The following is a 15,828-nucleotide window of genomic DNA, read 5'->3' as shown; positions in this document are numbered from 1 at the left end:
GAGGGGATGGGCGCAGGCCGCCGCCGAGAGCACGCTGGAACCATGACCAACGACACCCTCAATTCCGCCACGGGCGCCGGTGACACCACCGGGAGCCCGAACTCTGCCACGCTGGGCTTCGTGCAGCCCGCCATCAAGCCCGCCGAGAGCGGCCAGAGCCCGACCGGCTATCTCAGCCTGTGGGCGCGCACGCCCAGGGAGCTCGGCTTCCTGCTGCCGACCCTGCCCATCGTCATCGTGTCCCTGACCGTCCTGGTGACCCTGTTCGCCACGGGAGTGAGCCTGGTGGCCCTGTTCGTGGGCCTGTTCATCGTCGTGGCCGCCCTGTACGCCGCCCGCGGCTTCGGCGTCGTCGAGCTCACCCGGCTGCGCTGGGCCGGCCAGCCGGCCATCACCCCGCCGCAGTGGACACCGCGCGGCGAACCCGCGACGCCGCTGCGCGCCATCCTCGGCCCGCTGGTGTCCGGTCATTACTGGCTGTACCTGCTGCACGGCATGATCGTGAATTTCATCGTGGGCGTCGTGTCCTGGTCGATCGTCATCGTGTGGCTGTCCGGCGCGCTTGGCGGGCTCACCTACTGGATCTGGAGCTGGTCGCTGCCCAACGACAGCGAGTCCGTGGGGCTCTTCGATCTGATTACCGGTTCGTTCGGCCCCGACAGCGGCCAGAACCTGGCCGCCGAGAACGTGCTGAACGCCGCCCTGGGCCTGGCCTTCCTGCTCACCCTGCCGTTCGTCACCCGCGGCATGGTCTTGATGCACCAGGGCATCGCCAGCGTGATGCTCGGCGCCTGGTCGTCCGAGGCCCTGCAGCGCGAGGTCGCCGACCTCAGCGCCTCCCGCGGCGCGGCCGTGTCGGCTGAAGACCAGTCGCTGCGGCGGCTCGAACGCGACATCCACGACGGGCCCCAGCAGCGCCTGGTGCGCCTGCAGATGGATCTCGCCAGCGCCGAACGCCGGCTCGACGACGACCCGGATGCCGCGCGCCGGCTTCTCGTCGAGGCCCGCGAACAGGCGCGCGACACGCTAGAGGAACTGCGGGCACTCTCCCGCGGACTGGTGCCGCCGATCCTGCAGGACCGCGGCCTGATCGTGGCCCTGGAGTCGCTGGCCGCTCGCAGCACCGTGCCCGTTCAGCTGGAACTGCAGGTGGACCACGACCTGCGGCTGCCCTCGGAGATCGAGCGCAGCAGCTACTTCATCGCCGCCGAACTGCTCACCAACGTGGCCAAGCATGCCGGGGCCACTGGCATCCGGCTGCACCTGGAACTCCGCCGGGTCCCGGAGGACGACTCCACCTGGCTGGACCTCTGGGTGATCGACAACGGCCGCGGCGGCGCGGTGCTGCAGGACGGCCACGGTCTGGCCGGCCTGGACGAACGCCTCAAGGGCCTGCGCGGCATCCTGTCGGTGCGGAGCCCGCACGGCGGCCCCACCGCGGTGGGCGCGCACATCCCTGTGGTGCACGACCTGGGCAGCTCCGTCGTTCGGTGATGAGTGCGCCCTATCCTGAACGGGTGAGCACACTCCAGCGTCCCACCCCGACCGCACCGCTACGCCTGGTCCTGGCAGAGGACTCCGTGCTGCTGCGTGAGGGTCTGGTGCGGCTGTTCGCCGAGGCAGGTTTCGACACCGTGGCCGCCTACGGCGACGCCGACGCCCTGCTCGCCGAGATCGAAGCCCTGCGACCCGACCTGGCGGTGCTCGACGTTCGTATGCCGCCCACCTTCCGCGACGAGGGGGTGCGCGCCGCGATCGAGCTGCGGCGCCGGCTGCCGGGCATCGGCATCCTGCTGCTCAGCCAGTACGTCGAGGGCACCTACGTGCAGGAGCTGCTGGCGTCGGGGGAGGGCGGCCTGGGCTACCTGCTCAAGGACCGGGTCGCGTCGCTCGACGAGCTGCAGGATGCCGTCGCCAGGGTGAGCGCCGGCGGCACGGTGCTCGACCCGCAGGTGGTGCGCGAACTGCTGGCCCGCCGCACCAGTCCGCTGGCGGCGCTGACCCCGCGGGAGCGTGACGTGCTCGGCCTGATGGCGGAAGGGCGCACCAACGTGGGCATCGCCGAACGCCTCGTGATCGGGGTCGGCGCGGTGGAGAAGAACGTCACCGCGATCTTCGTCAAGCTCGGGCTCGACGACACCGGGTCCGATCACCGCCGGGTGCTCGCGGTGCTGGCCTTCCTGCAGGGCTAGCAACTGCAGGGCTAGCAACTGCAGGGCGCCCCTGACTTGCGGCACCGTGCCCCGTCAACGCCCGCACACGGTGCTTCGTTCGCACGTCGGCGAAGAGCAGGGATCACTCGGCAGGGGGAGACGGGAACAACGGCGTGTACCGCCGCCAGAAGCCGAGATACCGGGTGCCGCCCACCACGATCGAGCCGGCCAGGAAGCCCACGCCGCCCACTACGGAGATCGCGAGGCAGACGAGCAGCGGCAGGCCAAGCCCCAGAGTGATCCCGGCCAGCAACAGGCCGAGCAGGGTGGAGTTCACCGCGATGATGAACATCATGCTGCTGCCCAGAACCTGGCTGAAACTCCGCGGCTTGCCGCCCAGGAAGTAGTAGGTGGTCTGGGTGCCGGGCAGGTCGTCGAACCGGGACGCCATCAGGTACGGCGCGACCCCGGGGTCAAGCTCCACGTACGCCGCCCGCAACCTGTTCATCGCCAGCACGTAGGCCAGGTCCTCCATGCTCACATTCGTCACCCGTACCTGGGTGAGGACACCCACGAGCAGGATGATGCCGAGCACCGTGAGGGCGAAACCGGGGAAGCCCTCGTCGAACTGGGTGGCCTGCCCGGCCAGGGCCAGGCTCACCAGCCCGGCCGAGACCAGGTACAGGAACATGCTGATGCGGGTGAGCACCTCACCCTGGGTGGTGCTGCGCGAAGCCAGCAGGCTCCAGTGCTCGGTGGCGAGCAGCTGGGCGCGCACCGCGGGCGGTACCTCCGGGTTCGGGCGGGCCGGCGCCGGTTCCTCGTCGGGCATGCAGCCATAGTGGCCCGCATCCGCCAAGCCGCACAGTGCACCCGGCGTGACAGGGCACGGCGTGAGGGAGCGGACCCACGATAGAGGACACTGGGACCATGAGCGTGATTGAGAACTCCAAACTGGCCATCGTCGGCGCCGGCGCCGTCGGCACATCCCTGGCCTACGCGGCCCTGATCCGCGAGTCCGCCCGTGAGGTGGCTCTGTACGACATCAACTCGGCCAAGGTGGCCGCCGAGGTGCTCGACCTCGCACACGGCACCCAGTTCACCGGGGCATCCAGGGTCACCGGCGGCGATGACCTCGACGTGGTGAGTGGCGCCAACGTCGTCGTGATCACCGCCGGCGCCCGCCAGCATCCCGGCCAGTCCCGCCTCGAGATGGCCGGCGTGAACGTCGAGATCCTGCGCGACCTGATGCCCAAGCTCGTCGAGCGGGCCCCCGACGCCATCTTCGTCCTCGTCACCAACCCCGTCGACGTGCTCGCCGTGGCCGCCCAGCAGTTCAGCGGCCTGCCGCCGGCGCGGGTGTTCGGCTCCGGCACCGTGCTCGACTCCTCCAGGCTGCGCTGGATGCTCTCCGAACGCGTCGGCGTGGCGATCTCCAACGTGCACGCCCTCATCGTCGGCGAACACGGCGACTCCGAGTTCCCGCTCTGGTCGCAGGCGCGTATCGGGCCGATCTCGCTGGCCGACTGGATGCTGGCCCGCGGCGCCACCGGACCGGCGCAGGGCAGCGGATCTGTGCCGTTCTCCGAGGCCGAGTTCGAGTCGATCGCTGACGAGGTCAAGAACGCTGCCTACAAGGTGATCGAGGGCAAGGGCGCCACCAACTACGCCATCGGCCTCTCCGGCGCCCGCATTGTCGAGGCGGTGCTGCGTGACGAGGGAGCCATCCTGCCGGTCAGCTCGGTGCTCACCGACTACCGGGGTGTCAGCGGGGTGGCCCTGTCGGTGCCCAGCGTCATCGACGCCAGCGGTATCGCCCGCGTCATCGACGTGCCGTTCTCGGCCAAGGAGCAGGCGCTGTTCGAACACTCCGCCGCCACCCTCCGCGCCTCCCTCGACACCCTCGGACTGGCCTGACCCGTGGAACCGAAACTCGGCTACGGCTGGACCGAAGACAAGATTCCCGACCTCACCGGCCGCACCGCCATCGTGACCGGAGCCAACTCGGGTTTGGGCTTCGTGACCGCGGCGCAGCTGGCCGCGCACGGCGCATCCGTGACCCTGGCCGTGCGGGACGGCGCCAGGGGAGCGGCGGCCGTGGAGCGGATGCGGGATCGCCTGCCGGATGCCGATCTGTCGGTTCGAGTGCTGGACCTGGCCAGCCTGGTCTCGATTGCCGCTTTCGCCGAGGAGTTCATCGCCGGCCCCGGTCGTCTCGACCTGCTGGTGAACAACGCCGGTGTGATGAACCTGCCCGAGCGGCGCACCGTCGATGGTTTCGAGATGCAGTTCGGCACCAACCACCTGGGTCACTTCGCACTGACCGGGCGGCTGCTTCCGCTGCTGGTGGCCGGCCCGGATGCGCGCGTGGTGACGCTGTCGTCGACGGTGCACCGCATCGGACGGATGAACTTCGACGACCTGATGGGCACCAGGCGCTACCGGCCGTGGCCGGCGTACGGGCAGAGCAAGCTCGCCAACCTGTTGTTCACCAGCGAGCTGCAGCGCCGGTCGGCGGCCGCGAAGCTGTCCCTGCGGGCGATGGCTGCGCATCCGGGCTTCGCCCTGACGAACCTGCAGACCGCCGGTCCTGCCATGCGCGGTGCGAAGACCACCACCAGGCGCAGCCGCCTGATGGCGACGCTGACCCGGGAATTCGCCCAACCGGCGGTGTGGGGTGCGTTGCCGTCGCTGTACGCGGCCACCCTGCCCGGGCTGGCCGGCAACTCGTTCGTCGGGCCGGAGGGGTTCGGGCAGCAGCACGGGCATCCGGTGCCCGTCACACGCTCCAAGCGCGCACAGAACACCGACGACGCCCGCCGCCTCTGGACGGAGAGCGAGCGCCTTACCGGTGTGACCTACGTCTTCGCCTGACCCGGAAGGGCCCGAGACCCTTGCAATATGGAGGGGATGACGGGAATCGAACCCGCGCCATCAGTTTGGAAAACTGAGGCTCTACCATTGAGCTACATCCCCATGTGCCACACCTGCTGGCACTCGAATATCGTAGTACAGGTTTCGGTGCGTGATTTCCCCAGCGCCGACAAACACCCCGGAACGCGCCCGGAATCCGCTCAGGGACGCCCCGGGCTGCGGGTGGTGCACTAGACTGACGGAGGTCAATCCGCCTGTCGCGTGAGTATGCGTGCCAAGTTGGTGGCCCCAACGGGTGAGATGACATCCGGGGCGTAGCTCAGCTTGGTAGAGCGCTCGGTTTGGGACCGAGAGGTCGCAGGTTCGAATCCTGTCGCCCCGACCATCACCCCCCTGCACATCTGTCGAACATAATCTGTCGAACACAGGAGATTTAAACGTGAAGTCCACGGTAGAAAAGCTGAGCCCCACGCGCGCCAAGGTCACCATCTCGGTGACTCCGGAAGAGCTGAAGCCCAGCATCACCCACGCCTACGGGCACATCGCCGAAGACATCAACATCCCCGGCTTCCGCAAGGGCAAGGTCCCGCCCGCCATCATCGACCAGCGCGTCGGCAAGTCCGCCGTGCTGGAGCACGCGGTCAACGAGAGCCTCGACGGTTTCTACCGCAAGGCCGTTGACGAGCACAAGCTGCGCCCGCTCGGCCGTCCGGAGGCCGACATCGTCGAGTGGCCCAGCGACAAGGACTTCTCCGGAGACTTGCAGCTGGCCATCGAGGTCGACGTGCGTCCCGAGATCGACCTGCCCGTCTACGAGGGCATCAAGCTCACCGTCGACGCCGTCGAGATCTCCGACGATGAGGTCACCGAAGAACTCAACACCTTGCGCAGCCGCTTCGGCACGCTGATCACGGTCGACCGTCCCGCCACCTCGGGCGACTTCGCCCAGATCGACCTCGTCGCATCCGTCAACGGTGTCGAGGTCGACAACGCCAGCGGCATCTCCTACGAGGTCGGCTCCGGCGACCTCATCGAGGGCATCGACGAGGCCCTCGAGTCCCTCACCGCCGGTGAGACCACCACCTTCGCCTCCAAGCTGCTCGGCGGCGACCACGAGGGCGAGACCGCGGAGATCACCGTCACCGTCATCGCTGTCAAGGAGCGCGAGCTTCCCACCGCCGACGACGACTTCGCGCAGATCGCCAGCGAGTTCGACACCATCGACGAGCTCACCGAGAGCCTCAAGGTCCAGGTCGGCCGCTCCAAGGTCTTCGGCCAGGGCAACCAGGCCCGCGAGCTGCTCATCGAGCAGCTGCTCTCCTCCGTCGAGGTCCCGATCCCCGAGGCCATCATCGCCGACGAGGTGCACCGTCACCTCGAGGGCGAGAACCGCCTCGAAGACGAGACCCACCGCGCCGAGGTCACCGAGGCCAGCGAGAAGACCTTCCGTCAGCAGATCCTGCTCGACACCATCGCCGAGGCTGAGAAGGTCAAGGTCAGCCAGGACGAGCTCACCCAGTACCTGATCCAGGGTGCCTCGCAGTACGGCATGGACCCGAGCGAGTTCGTTCAGGCCCTGTCCGGCAACGGCCAGATCCCGTCCATGGTCGCCGAGGTCGCCCGCAACAAGGCCCTCGCGATCGCCCTGGGCAAGGCCGAGGTCACCGACTCCAACGGTGCCTCCGTCGACCTGTCCGAGTTCACGGCCGTCGTCGACGACGAGCCTGCAGCCGACGAGGCTCCTTCTGACGAAGCCGCCTCTGATGAAGCCGCCTCTGATGAAGCAGCCGAGGAGGCCCCGGCCGCCGAGGCCAAGCCGAAGAAGAAGGCTGCTGCAAAGAAGTAACCCCGACGCCTGATGGCGCTGGTAAACGGGTCGGATGTCTGCGGACATCCGGCCCGTTCTGCGTGTACCGCCGCCGGCGTGAATCTGCCGAGGGCGAACAGAGCCTTTTGCGCGCGTTGGACCCTATAGATTCATTCTGAAGCGACAAGCGAAACGGAGCGCGACATGGCCGAAATGGCACTTACACCCGGCGTTTTTGACAAACTGCTGGCCGACCGCATCATCTGGCTCGGCTCAGAGGTGCGAGACGACAACGCCAACGAGATCTGTGCCAAGATCCTGCTGCTGGCCGCAGAGGACTCGCAGCGGGATATCTTCCTCTACATCAACTCACCCGGTGGCTCGATCACCGCGGGCATGGCAATCTACGACACCATGAAGTTCGTATCGAACGACATCGTCACCGTGGGAATCGGACTGGCGGCCTCGATGGGCCAGTTCCTGCTCTCCTCCGGCACCAAGGGCAAGCGGTACATCACCCCGAACGCGCGCGTGCTGTTGCACCAGCCGTCCGGTGGGTTCGGCGGCACGGCGGCCGACATCCAGACCCAGGCCAAGGTCATCCTCGACATGAAGAAGCGGATGGCAGAGCTCACGGCCGAGCAGACCGGCAAGTCGGTCGAGCAGATCCTCATCGACAACGACCGCGACAACTGGTTCACCGCCCAGGAAGCCCTGGACTATGGATTCGTTGACCACCTGCGCGAATCTGCGACGCAGGTTGTCGGCGGCGGCGGCACCGACGACTCAGTGAACAAGAAGTAGGACGGGCAGAAAATGGAATTCACTAATTTTGGCCACCAGGCCGGCAGAATGGCGCCCGGTGGAATGGCACCGCAGGCCCCGCAGTCGCGTTACATCCTCCCCACCTTCGAGGAGCGCACCGCCTACGGCTACAAGCGCCAGGACCCGTACGCCAAGCTGTTCGAGGACCGCATCATCTTCCTCGGCGTGCAGGTTGACGATGCCTCGGCCGACGACGTCATGGCCCAGCTCCTGGTCCTCGAGAGCCAGGACCCCGACCGCGACATCGTGATGTACATCAACTCGCCCGGTGGCTCCTTCACCGCCATGACGGCGATCTACGACACCATGCAGTACATCCGTCCGCACATCCAGACGGTCTGCCTCGGCCAGGCGGCCTCCGCCGCCGCCGTGCTGCTGGCCGGTGGAACACCCGGCAAGCGCCTCGCGCTGCCGAACGCCCGCATCCTCATCCACCAGCCGTCGGCCGGCGGCCAGGGTGGCGGCCAGGCCTCCGACATCGAAATCCAGGCGGCCGAGATCCAGCGGATGCGCGAATGGCTTGAAGAGACCCTCGCCGGTCACTCCAACCGCACCAAGGAGCAGGTCCACAAGGATATCGACCGCGACAAGATCCTCGGCTCGAAAGAGGCCCTCGAATACGGTCTGATCGACCAGATCCTGACCAGCCGCAAGAACGTGCCCACGCTGGTCAAGTAGTACCGCAACGGACGGGTTGGCCCTCTGGTCAGCCTGTTCACCGAACGGCGCGTCGCCCCGAGGCGGCGCGCCGTTTCGCATTGTTCCGTGGCTGCACGCATCTGTCACACGCACAAGCTAGGCTCGAATTCAGCGTCATTGATGGAGGAGGCTCACGGATGGCCCGAATAGGCGAGAGCGCCGACCTGTTGAAGTGTTCTTTCTGCGGAAAGAGCCAGAAGCAGGTGCAGCAGCTCATTGCCGGACCCGGCGTGTACATCTGCGATGAATGCGTTGAGCTCTGCAACGAGATCATCGAAGAACGTCTGGCCGAGGCCGGAGCCGAAGAAGTCGGCAGCGAATTCGAGCTGCCCAAGCCCCGGGAGATCTTCGGATTCCTCGAGGAGTACGTCATCGGGCAGGAAGCCGCCAAGCGCGCCCTCGCCGTGGCCGTCTACAACCACTACAAGCGCGTGCGCAGCCGCGCCACCCTGACCGCGGCGGACGCCATCCATGACGACGTCGAGATCGCCAAGTCCAACATCCTGCTGATCGGCCCCACCGGTTGCGGCAAGACCTACCTCGCCCAGACCCTCGCGAAGCGGCTCAACGTGCCGTTCGCCGTCGCGGATGCCACGGCCCTCACCGAGGCCGGCTACGTGGGTGAAGACGTCGAGAACATCCTCCTCAAGCTCATTCAGGCCGCCGACTACGACGTGAAGCGCGCCGAGACCGGCATCATCTACATCGACGAGATCGACAAGATCGCCCGCAAGGCCGAAAACCCGTCGATCACCCGCGACGTGTCCGGGGAGGGCGTGCAACAGGCGCTCTTGAAGATCCTCGAGGGAACCGTCGCCTCGGTGCCGCCGCAGGGCGGCCGCAAGCATCCGCACCAGGAGTTCATCCAGGTGGACACCACCAACGTGCTGTTCATCGTTGCCGGCGCTTTCGCCGGGCTCGACGACATCATTTCCCAGCGTGCCGGCAAGAAGGGCATCGGCTTCGGCGCCCCGCTGCACAGCAAGGGCGACGACATCAACCTCTTCAGTGAGGTGCTGCCGGAAGACCTGCACAAGTTCGGGCTGATCCCCGAATTCATCGGCCGGCTGCCCGTGGTGACCACGGTCACCCAACTCGACCAGGTCGCCCTGATGCAGATCCTCACGGTGCCCAAGAACGCCCTGGTGCGCCAGTACCAGCGCATGTTCGAGCTCGACGGTGTGGAACTGGACTTCGAACAGCCCGCGCTCGAGGCCATCGCCGACCTCGCGGTCCTGCGCAAGACCGGTGCCAGAGGCCTCCGCGCCATCATGGAGGAGGTGCTCGGACCGATCATGTTCGAGGTACCGTCTGCCACGGATGTCGCCCGCGTCGTGGTCACCCGCGAATCGGTCCTCGAGAACGCGGCTCCCACCATCGTGCTGCACTCGGCTCGGCGCGAGGAGAAGTCCGCGTAACCGGTCCCGTCCGCCCCGAACCGCCCCCGACCTCACATCGGGGGCGGTTCTGCGTCCACGGTCGATTACGTTTACGGCCGGTTAGTCGAGCCCGCGGCGGTCGAGCAGGGGCTGGATGTGCGCGTCGCGACCGCGGAAGGACCTGTAGGCGACCAGCGGGTCGCCGCTGCCGCCCACGCCGAGCAGCCGGTCACGGAACCTGTCACCGTTGGCCCGGGTCAGGCCGCCGTTCTCGGTGAACCAGGCCACGGTGTCCGCGTCGAGCACCTCGCTCCAGATATAGGAATAATAGCCGGCGTCGTAGCCGCCGGAGAAGGTGTGCGCGAAATATGTGCTCGCGTACCGGGTGGGGACCACGGGGTTGTCCAGGCCCACCGCGGCCAGCGCGGCCGCCTCGAAGGCAGCCACATCCGCCACGGTGTCGTCGGCGGTGATGCGGTGCCAGGCCTGGTCGAGCAGGGCGGCGGCAAGGTACTCACTGGTGGCGAATCCCTCGTTGAACGTCGCCGATTCGCGGATGCGGTCCACGAGCTCCTGCGGCATGGACTCGCCGGTGCGGTAGTGCCTGGCGTAATTCGCCAGGACCTCGGGCCAGAGCATCCACATCTCGTTGACCTGGCTCGGGAATTCGACGAAGTCCCTGTAGACATTGGTGCCGGCGAAGCGCGGGTAGGTGACCTGCGCGAAAAGACCGTGCAGGGCGTGCCCGAACTCGTGGAACAAGGTGGTGACCTCGTCGAAGGTGAGCAGGGTGGGGGAGCCAGCGGCGGGCTTGGGCACGTTGAGGTTGTTGGTGACGATGGTGGGAGTGCCCAGCAGGGTGGACTGCGAGACCAGCGCGTTCATCCAGGCACCGCCGCGCTTGGAGTCGCGGGTGTAGAAATCGGCGATGTACAGGCCCACCGGGGAGCCGTCCTCGTTCGCGACCTCGAAAACGCGAGCCTCGGGATTCCAGGCGGTGAGGTCGGGCCGTGCGGTGAAGGTGATCCCGTAGAGCCGGGTGGCAGCGTAGAAGACCCCGTCGTGCAGCACCCGCTCCAGTTCGAAGTACGGCCGCATGGCGCTCGTGTCGACGTCGTACCTGGCCTGTCGTACCTTCTCGGTGTAGAACGCCCAGTCCCAGGCAGCGAGCTCGAAGTCGCCGCCAGAGTCTCGTACCGCGGCCTGCAGCGCCTGCTGTTCGTCGCGCGCGTTGCGTGCCGCGGCGGGCGCGAGTCGATCCAGCATCCCGGCGACGGCTTCCGGGGACTTCGCGGTTTCGTCGGCCGTGACGTATGCGGCGTGGCTGGCGAAGCCGAGTAGCCGCGCGCGCCGGGCTCGCAAGCGGGTGATCTCGAGCACCAGCTCGCGGTTGTCGTGCTCGCCGCCGCGGATGCCGCGTGACCGGGACGCGGTCAGCAGGCGTTCCCGAACCGCGCGGTTGGTGAGCGAGGCGAGGTACGGATGGCTGGTCGGCAGCACCAGGGTGATGACGTACTTGCCGGTAAGACCCCGTTCGGCGGCGGCGCCGGCGGCCGCCGAGATCTCGCCGTCGCCGAGCCCGTCGAGCTCGGCGACGTCGTCGATCACGACGGCGAGGTCGTTGGTGTCGGCGAGCAGGTTCTTCTCGAACCGGGTGGTGAGGGTGGACAGACGCATGTTCAGGTCGCGCAGGGATACTTTGTCAGCGTCAGAGAGCGCCGCGCCGGCGAGGGTGTACTCGGTGTGATATCGCTCGAGCAGGTACGCGGTCTCCGGGTCGAGATCCAGGGAATCACGTCGCTCCTGCAGCGACGCGATACGGGCGTACAGCGCAGGGTCGAGCCGAATGGCGTCGGCGTGCGCTGCGAGCAGCGGTGCGAGCTCCTCCTCGAGTGCGGTGCCGAACTCTGTGGCGTCCGACGAGCTCAGCGAGAAGAACACCGTGGCCACGCGCTGCAGAACCTGTCCGCTGCGTTCGAGTGCGATGAGGGTGTTCTCGATGGTCGGCTCCGCGGGGTCTGCCGTGATGGCCGTGATCTCGGCGAGCTGCTCGGCCATCCCGGCGTCGAACGCCGGACGATAGTGCTCGTTGCGGATCTCACCGAAGGGGGGCAGCTGGTAGGGCAGGGTGCTGGGAGCAAGGAAGGGATTCGCGGAGTCGGCCATGGACCCAGCCTAGGACGCCGGTTGACGGGGCCGCTCACAACGGGGCCAGGCGTCGTACAGTGGCGGCATGAACAGTGTCGGCACGAGCAATGGAGGCCGGGGTGACACCCCGGAGCGACAGGAGACCGCACCTCGTGCCGGGCATCCGTTCGGTCACGAGCACCCGCAACGGGTGTTGACCTGGCGCACCGCCGAGAATTCCGCCGGCTACCTGCTCCCGCACTTGCGACCCGGCCTCAGCCTGATCGATGTCTCGAGCGGAGCGGGCACCGTCACGCTCGATCTGGCCCGACGGCTCGCGCCGGGCTCCGTTCTCGGCGTGGACACGTCGGCCCTGGCCGTGCAGCAGGCGGCGGGCCTGGCCTTCGATGAGGGAGTGCACAACGCCAGGTTCGCGGTCGGGAACGCCTACGCGCTGCCGGCGGAGGACGCATCCGTGGACATTGTGCACGCGCACCAGGTGTTGCAGCACCTGGACAACCCGGTGGCGGCGCTGCGTGAGATGAGGCGGGTCCTCAAGCCCGGCGGCATCCTCGCCGCCCGCGATGCGGACTACGGTGCCGTGGCCTGGTACCCGAAGCTGGCCGGGCTCGGCTCCTGGATGCAGGTGTACCGCGCGGTGCACAGCTTCGACGGCGGTGACCCCGACGCCGGTCGGGCGTTGAAGGCCTGGGCCAGGCAGGCCGGCTTCGACACGGTGAGCGTGAGCGCGTCGATCTGGTGCTTCTCGTCGGAGGCGGAGCGGGAATGGTGGGGCGAATCCTGGGCGGCGCGCGCAATCGAGGCGGACTTCGCCGCTCACGCCATCGAGTCCGGGGCCGCCCGGCTGAGCGACCTGCACGAGATCAGCGCCGCGTGGCACCGGTGGGCCGAGGATCCGGACGGCTGGTTCTGCATGCCGCACGGCGAGATCATCGCCGTCCAACCGTCCTGATCCGCCGGCACAGTGCGGTAGAAATGGTACCGATGCCCATTCTCACGTCCCTCCAACTCTGGGCCGAGTCGTTCCCCGACCAGGTCGCCGTGGCCGTTGACGACGACAAGGTCAGCTATGCCCAGTTGCGCCAACGCATTCTCGACCACCCCGGCAGCACCGGCCTCACCGTGCTCAACAGGGTCAACAGCATCGACGTCGTCGCTGACTTCCTCGCGGCTGTGTCGGGCAGCGGATGCGTCGCCATGCTCGACCCGCACTGGCCGGCAGAGCAGCGCGCCGAGGTCGAGGGGCGCCTACGCGGCATCGCCACCGGATCCGATGCGCGCAGTGCGCCGGGTGCGTCCGGTCCTGGAGGAGGCACCGCGGGGCGTCTTACCGACGGTCCGGCAGAGTCCACCTTCCTCTACGGATTCACCTCGGGAACAACCTCCCTGCCCAAGGCCTTCCGCCGCACGCGGCGGTCCTGGCAGCGGTCACTCGAGCACAGCGCCGAGGTGCTGCACCTCACACGGCATGACCGCACGCTCGCGCCGGGTCCGCTCACGGCCAGCCTCAACCTCTACGCGTTGGCCGAATCGCTGCAGGCCGGCGGCAGCTTCCATACCCTGGAGAGGTTTGATGTGGCGGCAGTGCTGGGCTGCCTCGAGCGGGAACGGATCAGCAGGCTGGTGGCCGTTCCGACCGTGCTGCGGATGCTCGCCGACCGGGCGGTGGCGGCCGGCCGGGTGGATCGCGGGCTCACCTGCATCGTGAGCGGTGGGGCCAGGCTCGACGCGGCCACCACCGGGCTGCTGCAACGGTGGGCGCCCCACGCCACCATCGTGAGCTATTACGGCGCCGCCGAACTGGGCTTCGTCGCGGCGTCGTCGGTGGCCCCTGGCGACGCTGCCGGCAGCGCCGTCGCCGGCGCCGACAGTGCCGTGGGCCAGCCCTTTCCCGGGGTCAGCATCCGCATCGCGGACGACGACGGCCGACCGCTCCCCGCCGGTGCGACCGGAACCATCCAGGTTGCCAGCGACTTCGTCTGTGACGGCTACCTGTGGGGTGATGACGGAGAGGCTTTTACACGCGTCGGCGCGTGGTGCACGGTCGGCGACCAGGGCTTTCTCGACGAGTCCGGCGTGCTGCACGTGCTGGGTCGCCGTGCCGACATGATCGTCAGCGCCGGCACCAATGTGTATCCGCAGGAGGTGGAGGCCGCCCTGCACCGGGTGCCAGGAGTGCAGGCCGCCGTGGTGACGGGATGCGCCGATGCCGTCGTCGGCACCCGGGTCGTCGCCGCCGTGATCGCCGCGCCCGTGGTGGACGCCGCCCGGCTCCGGAACGCCTGCATCTCAGCGCTGGCCGGCGAGCACCGGCCGCGTGATTTCTTCCGGCTGACCGAGCTTCCCGTGACGACGGCCGGCAAGGTCAGTCGCGGCCTGCTGGCCCGGTGGATCGAGGAGGAGGACCCCCGTGTCGTTCGCCTCCGCTGATCCGCTCAGCCCCACGCCGGGTGTCATCCCTGATGACCGGCAGCCCGTCATCCTGCTGGGCCGTCGCACGGCGTTCACCCGTTTCAACGGGGCCCTACGCGGCGTGACCGCCGCAGAGCTGCTGGCGCCGGTGCTCGAGGCAGTCCTGGCCGACAGTGGCCTGCCCGCCGCAGACGTCGATGACGTGATCATCGGCAATGCCGTGGCCGGCGGCGGCAACGTGGCGCGACTGGCCCTGCTCACGGCGGGACTTCCGCCGGCCGTTCCCGGGGTGACCATCGACCGGCAATGCGGATCGGGCCTCGAGGCCATCGTTCTCGCCTGCCGGCTCGTGCAGGCCGGTGCCGGCAGCCTGTACCTCGCGGGCGGGGTCGAGAGCACGAGCACGGCTCCGCTGCGAGCCCACCGGCTCAGTTCCACGGACGGCGCCCCGGATTTCTACGACCGGGTGCGATTCTCGCCCGACGACATCGGCGACCCGGACATGGGCGTTGCGGCAGAGACGGTCGCGGCCGCCTACGGCATCGAACGCGAGCGGCAGGATTCCTTTGCCCTCCGAAGCCACCGGCTCGCTGTTGCGGCCGGGCAGGCGGGCGCGTTCGCCACCGAGATCGTCGACGTTGAGACGGCGAACGGGCCGGTCTCGGTGGATTCCGGACCGCGGCCGACCTTGACCCCGAGCCTCCTGGCCCGGTTTCCGGCGGTGTTCACTGCTGGGGGAACGGTCACGGCCGGTAACTCCTGCGGCGACGCGGATGGCGCCGTGGTTGTGGTTGTCACCAGCCGGGCGCGGGCGGCCTCTCTCGGCGCATCCGGTTGCCTGGCCTTCGTAGATGCGGTGCCGGCGGGCGTCGACCCCAACCTGCTCGGGATCGGCGGCGGGGCGGCTGCGCTCAGACTCTTCGCCCGCACCGGTGTATCGGCCGCGCAGCTGGGCCGGGTCGAGTTCACCGAGGCGTTCGCGTCGCAGACGCTGGCATCGCTGGACCTGATAGCGGTCCCGGTGGAGCGCGCCAACCTGCAGGGCGGTGCCATCGCGCTCGGGCACCCCTACGGAGCTTCCGGCGCGCTGCTGGTTCTGCGCCTGCTCAGCCAGTGCCGCGCCGAGGCTTCGGCGGGTGAGCTATCCCTGAGCGCCCTGAGCATCGCGGGCGGACTGGGGCTCGCCGCCCTGTGGCGGTGGGAGAGCTAGGGCGCTGGGAGAAAACGGGCAGTGGCGGAACAAGGGCAGTGGCGGAACGAAGACTAGATCCAGTCCTCGTCATCGTCCATGACGATGGCGGGCTGCGTGATGGTGGCGCTGTCTTCCTTCGGGTCGAACCGGATGACGGTGCCGTCGTCGAGCTCGATGACCGGGTTGCCTTCCAGCCAGGTCAACGTCCATCGCCAGGCGCTGGTGTCGTCGGGCAGCGCCTCGAGGTCGCCCTCGACCGCCTGCAGGGCGATGACGACGACCTCGGGCAGCCCGGTCGGCGGTTCTGCGCCGAGGGACCAGCGGGTTCCGAGCTGCATG

14 protein-coding genes and 2 tRNA genes are annotated in these 15,828 nt (G+C 68.3%); 12 read left to right on the top strand and 4 right to left on the bottom strand.

Translation table 11 applies throughout. The annotated features are described in order from the left end of the window. Positions 1–42 precede the first annotated feature (42 nt). On the top strand, positions 43–1,494 hold the full coding sequence (locus E3T19_RS10290; RefSeq protein ID WP_134408745.1) for a sensor histidine kinase: 1,452 nt from the start codon (positions 43–45) through the stop codon (positions 1,492–1,494). Continuing rightward, complete coding sequence (locus tag E3T19_RS10285; protein ID WP_088456397.1) at positions 1,494–2,192, top strand: response regulator transcription factor; 699 nt, start codon at positions 1,494–1,496, stop codon at positions 2,190–2,192. Before E3T19_RS10290 ends, E3T19_RS10285 begins: the two co-directional genes overlap by 1 nt. Positions 2,193–2,295: 103 nt before the next feature. Here the strand turns inward: E3T19_RS10285 and E3T19_RS10280 are convergent, their stop codons facing one another. Next, a complete protein-coding gene (locus E3T19_RS10280; RefSeq protein ID WP_134408744.1) occupies positions 2,296–2,985 on the bottom strand; it encodes a hypothetical protein in 690 nt (229 codons plus the stop codon). A 98-nt stretch (positions 2,986–3,083) separates the two neighbouring features. Here E3T19_RS10280 and E3T19_RS10275 point away from each other — a divergent pair, with 98 nt between their 5' ends. Together E3T19_RS10275 and E3T19_RS10270 are read left to right on the top strand one after the other, a co-directional pair. Next, complete coding sequence (locus E3T19_RS10275; protein ID WP_103431987.1) at positions 3,084–4,070, top strand: L-lactate dehydrogenase; 987 nt, start codon at positions 3,084–3,086, stop codon at positions 4,068–4,070. 3 nt (positions 4,071–4,073) lie between these two features. Further along, entirely contained in the window at positions 4,074–5,027 is a 954-nt protein-coding gene (locus tag E3T19_RS10270) for an oxidoreductase (RefSeq protein ID WP_103479561.1), read from the top strand. 28 nt (positions 5,028–5,055) lie between these two features. Here the strand turns inward: E3T19_RS10270 and E3T19_RS10265 are convergent. Next, a tRNA-Gly gene (locus E3T19_RS10265) sits at positions 5,056–5,129 on the bottom strand. A 206-nt stretch (positions 5,130–5,335) separates the two neighbouring features. Here E3T19_RS10265 and E3T19_RS10260 point away from each other — a divergent pair. The 5 genes from E3T19_RS10260 to clpX all read left to right on the top strand — a co-directional run bounded on the left by E3T19_RS10260 (position 5,336) and on the right by clpX (position 9,776). Further along, positions 5,336–5,412: transfer RNA gene (locus E3T19_RS10260), tRNA-Pro, on the top strand. Positions 5,413–5,466: 54 nt separating this feature from the next. After that, positions 5,467–6,873, top strand: coding sequence for a trigger factor (tig, locus tag E3T19_RS10255; RefSeq protein WP_134408743.1), 1,407 nt, complete (start codon positions 5,467–5,469; stop codon positions 6,871–6,873). Positions 6,874–7,038: 165 nt separating this feature from the next. After that, positions 7,039–7,638 carry an ATP-dependent Clp protease proteolytic subunit gene (locus E3T19_RS10250; RefSeq protein WP_088456392.1) on the top strand — a complete coding sequence of 200 codons (600 nt, stop codon included), beginning with the start codon at positions 7,039–7,041 and terminating at the stop codon, positions 7,636–7,638. 12 nt (positions 7,639–7,650) lie between these two features. Continuing rightward, positions 7,651–8,337 carry an ATP-dependent Clp protease proteolytic subunit gene (locus E3T19_RS10245; protein ID WP_370294270.1) on the top strand — a complete coding sequence of 229 codons (687 nt, stop codon included), beginning with the start codon at positions 7,651–7,653 and terminating at the stop codon, positions 8,335–8,337. Between the two features lie 158 nt (positions 8,338–8,495). Then, complete coding sequence (gene clpX / locus E3T19_RS10240) at positions 8,496–9,776, top strand: ATP-dependent Clp protease ATP-binding subunit ClpX (RefSeq protein WP_088456390.1); 1,281 nt, start codon at positions 8,496–8,498, stop codon at positions 9,774–9,776. An 81-nt stretch (positions 9,777–9,857) separates the two neighbouring features. Here clpX and E3T19_RS10235 read toward each other — a convergent pair whose 3' ends face one another. Then, positions 9,858–11,903, bottom strand: a complete 2,046-nt coding sequence (locus E3T19_RS10235; RefSeq protein WP_103479560.1) for a M3 family metallopeptidase — start codon at positions 11,901–11,903, stop codon at positions 9,858–9,860. Positions 11,904–11,970: 67 nt separating this feature from the next. On the opposite strand from E3T19_RS10235, the gene E3T19_RS10230 reads away from it, so the two are divergent. From E3T19_RS10230 to E3T19_RS10220, 3 genes are read left to right on the top strand one after another with little or no spacing between them, the layout of a single operon-like run. Then, positions 11,971–12,837, top strand: a complete 867-nt coding sequence (locus E3T19_RS10230) for a class I SAM-dependent methyltransferase (protein ID WP_088456388.1) — start codon at positions 11,971–11,973, stop codon at positions 12,835–12,837. A gap of 32 nt (positions 12,838–12,869) precedes the next feature. Further along, entirely contained in the window at positions 12,870–14,315 is a 1,446-nt protein-coding gene (locus E3T19_RS10225; RefSeq protein ID WP_103479558.1) for a class I adenylate-forming enzyme family protein, read from the top strand. Further along, positions 14,296–15,507, top strand: a complete 1,212-nt coding sequence (locus E3T19_RS10220; RefSeq protein ID WP_088456386.1) for a thiolase family protein — start codon at positions 14,296–14,298, stop codon at positions 15,505–15,507. Before E3T19_RS10225 ends, E3T19_RS10220 begins: the two co-directional genes overlap by 20 nt. A gap of 53 nt (positions 15,508–15,560) precedes the next feature. On the opposite strand, the gene E3T19_RS10215 is transcribed toward E3T19_RS10220, so the two are convergent. Further along, entirely contained in the window at positions 15,561–15,827 is a 267-nt protein-coding gene (locus E3T19_RS10215; RefSeq protein ID WP_088456385.1) for a hypothetical protein, read from the bottom strand. Between the last annotated feature and the right edge of the window lies 1 nt (position 15,828).

It is taken from the genome of Cryobacterium sp. TMT4-31, from assembly GCF_004403385.1.
In the GTDB taxonomy this organism is placed as follows: Bacteria; Actinomycetota; Actinomycetes; order Actinomycetales; family Microbacteriaceae; genus Cryobacterium; species Cryobacterium zongtaii.
Note: the sequence above shows the minus strand (reverse complement) of the source record. Positions and strands in the feature narration are given on the sequence as shown.